General features: G+C 69.8%; 2 protein-coding genes. Both read right to left on the reverse strand.

The features are described 5' to 3' along the window. Window positions 1-79: 79 nt before the first annotated feature. Window positions 80-1,723, reverse strand: coding sequence for a flavin-containing monooxygenase (locus WAL33_RS17405; RefSeq protein WP_422182781.1), 1,644 nt, complete (start codon window positions 1,721-1,723; stop codon window positions 80-82). A 95-nt stretch (window positions 1,724-1,818) separates the two neighbouring features. Then, a partial coding sequence (locus WAL33_RS17410) for an ATP-binding protein (protein ID WP_422182782.1) occupies window positions 1,819-3,060 on the reverse strand: 1,242 nt, incomplete at its 5' end.

Genomic DNA, 3,060 nt, shown 5'->3' on the forward strand with positions numbered 1-3,060 from the left:
CCTCCCCCTCTGGGGGAGGTGGCCCGGAGGGCCGGAGGGGGCTCGCGGCGCCGGGCCTACGATCCCCGATCCCAGCCCCTCAAGACCCCAGGGCGAACCCCCGATAGCCCTCCGCGGCCACCGCGTCGCAGTGCAGCTTATAGCCCTCGCCCACATACGGCATGAACACCCGGGGCTTTCCCGGGATGTTGGCGCCCATGTACCAGGAGGCCGCGCGGGGGAAGAGGGTCTTGTCGGCCTCGTCGTTGACGTGGGCCACCCAGTCTTCCTGGGCGGCGGTGGTCGCCTCCAGCGTCGCGGCGTTGGTGGCCCGCACGTGGGCGATGGCGTCCATGATCCAGTCGACATGCTGCTCGGCCGCGGTCAGCACATTGGTCAGCACCGACGGGCTGCCCGGCCCGGTGACCGTGAACAGGTTGGGGAAGCCCGCCACCGCCAGGCCCAGATAGGTCTTGGGCCCCTCCGCCCAGGCCTCGCCCAGGGTGACGCCGTCGCGGCCGCGGATGTCAATGCGCAGCAGCGCGCCGGTCATGGCGTCGAAGCCCAGGGCGCTGACGATCACGTCGACGGGATAGTCCCGCTCCGTCGTGCGCACCCCGGTGGGGGTGATCGCTGTGATCGGCGTGTCGCGCAGATCGACCAGTTCGACATTGTTGCGGTTGAAGGCCTCGTACCAGCCGGTGTCGACGCAGGCCCGCTTGGTCATGATCGGGAAGCTGCGCGGGGTCAGCTTTTCGGCCAGGACCGGGTCCTTGACGGTTTCCGCGATCCTGGCGCGGACGAAGTCGCCGGCCGCCTGGTTGCAGCGCTCGTCACGCACGATGTTGGGGATCTGCACGGCCGAGATCAGGCCCCAGCCGTTCCACAGCTGTTCGACCAGGGTGTTCAACTCCTCGTCGGACGGCGCATAGTCGGCGGGCGGGATGGGCAGGGGCGGCTGGCCGCTGCGCAGCAGCTCGACATAGGCCGGGAAGTTGGCGCGGAAGCCGGCCACCTCCTCGTCGCTCAGCGGGGCGTTCAGGGCCGGCAGGCTGTAGTTGGGGGTGCGCTGGAAGACATAGACCTGGTCGGCCTGCTCGGCGATCAGCGGCGTGGACTGCACCGCCGACGAGCCGGTGCCGATCACCGCCACCCGCTTGCCGCTGAAGTCGATCGGCTCGTGCGGCCACAGGCCGGTGACATAGGTTTCGCCTTCGAAGGTCTCCGCGCCCGGCAGGTCGAAATCGCGCGGCGCCGACAGGCAGCCGGTGGCCATCACGCAGAAGCGGGCGGCGATCTCGTCGCCCCGGTCGGTCGTCACCCGCCAGAGCTTGGCGGCCTCGTCGAAGATCGCCGAGACCACGCGGGTCTCGAACAGGAAGGCGGGTCGAAGATCGAAGCGGTCGGCCACGTGCTGGGCGTAGGCCAGGATCTCGGGCTGGGTGGCGTACTTCTCGCTCCACCGCCAGTCGGCCTGCAGTTCGTCGGAGAAGGTGTAGGAATAGAGCAGGCTGGGAATGTCGCAGCGCGCGCCGGGATAGCGGTTCCAATACCAGGTGCCGCCGACGTCGCCGGCCGCCTCGACGCCCTGGACCGTAAGTCCGGCCTCGCGCAGCCGATGGACCATGTAGAGCCCGCCGAAACCGGCCCCGACGACCACGGCGTCCAGCGGCGCGGCTGCCGCCGTGCGAAGGGGTTCGCGAACAGCCGTGCTCGTCCCCGGATGGGTCGTCGCCAGCGCCATGATTTCCTCCCCGGTTCTTGTTCTCGCCGCGAGGCGACCGGTGGAGCAAGGCTACGGAACTGCCCTAGGGGCAGTCCATCCCTGTCTTTCTCGTGCTAGGCGCCCACCACCCGCAGCGCCGGCCGGTCGGGGCGCGCGCGGTGCAGCGGGACGTCGAAATAGAAGGTCGAGCCCGCACCGGGGGTGCTGTCGACGCCGATCACGCCCCCCATCAGGGTGACGACGTCGCGGCTGATCGCCAGGCCCAGGCCCGAACCCTCGTGGGTGCGGGTCAGGGAACCGTCCACCTGCGAGAAGATCTTGAACAGGCGCGGACGATCCTCCGGCGCGATGCCCACGCCGGTGTCGCTCACCTCGAACCGCAGTCCGGTTTCGGACGTCGTCACCTGGATCCGCACCGAGCCGTCATGGGTGAACTTCAGGGCGTTGGCGACCAGATTGCCCAGCACCTGGCGCAGGCGGATCGGATCGCCGATCCAGACGCCCTCGCAGTCCTGCGCCACCTGGTAGCTCAGATCGATGTCCTTGTTGGCGGCCGCGCCCGAGAACAGGGCCCAGGTCGACTCCACCATGAGCGGCAGGTCGAAGGGTTCGGCGCGCAGGCGCACGCCGCCGCGTTCCAGCCGCGCTATGTCGAGTATGTCGTTGAGCAGCGCCAGCAGCGCCTGGCCGGAATGGCGGATCAGCTCGAGGCGGTCTCGCTGGCGGTCCGGCAACGGCTCGGCCTGCATGATCTGGGTCATGCCCAGCACGCCGTTCAACGGCGTGCGAATCTCGTGGCTCATATTGGCCAGGAACTGGGTCTTTGCGGCGTTGGCCGCCTCGGCCTCCTCCTTGGCCGCGATCAGCGCCTGGCGGCTGGCGGTCAGTTTGTTCAGCGCGTCGGTGATCCGCAGGAACAGCACGACGGCGGCGACCAGCAGGGCGGCGAAGCCCAGAGCGATCCAGGGGGCGCCGGCCCTGAGGAGCGACATGCCCGGATTGCGCGCCAGCCAACTGAGCGAGCCGATGGGTTGGCCCCGGATATCCAGCAGCGGCACGCTGGACTCGCCCATCCGCCCCTCGGCGGTCAGGGCCAGGCCCTCGATCCCCAGGTCCTGCTGAAGGCCGCGCGTATAGGCCGTGCTGATCCGGCGCGCGGTGACCACCACCGAAGGCGGGGTTCCCTGCGTCTGCGCGGCGAGGCGGGGGTGTTCGGCGATCGCGTCGGCGGCCACCACCAAGTAGATTTCGTCGCCCGAGCGCACCAGACCCCCGCCCGTGGCGGCGTTCTCCAGGCCGAAGCGCTGGTCGAGATGGGCAGTCCGCGCCTGGGCGGCGACCCGGGCGATCACGGG

The organism is Caulobacter sp. (assembly GCF_049283275.1).
Lineage (GTDB): Bacteria > Pseudomonadota > Alphaproteobacteria > Caulobacterales > Caulobacteraceae > Caulobacter.

Coding starts and splice junctions, on each gene's coding strand:
- WAL33_RS17405 (WP_422182781.1), bottom strand. CDS start 1,723: ATGGCGCTGGCGACGACCCATCCGGGGACGAGCACGGCTGTTCGCGAA.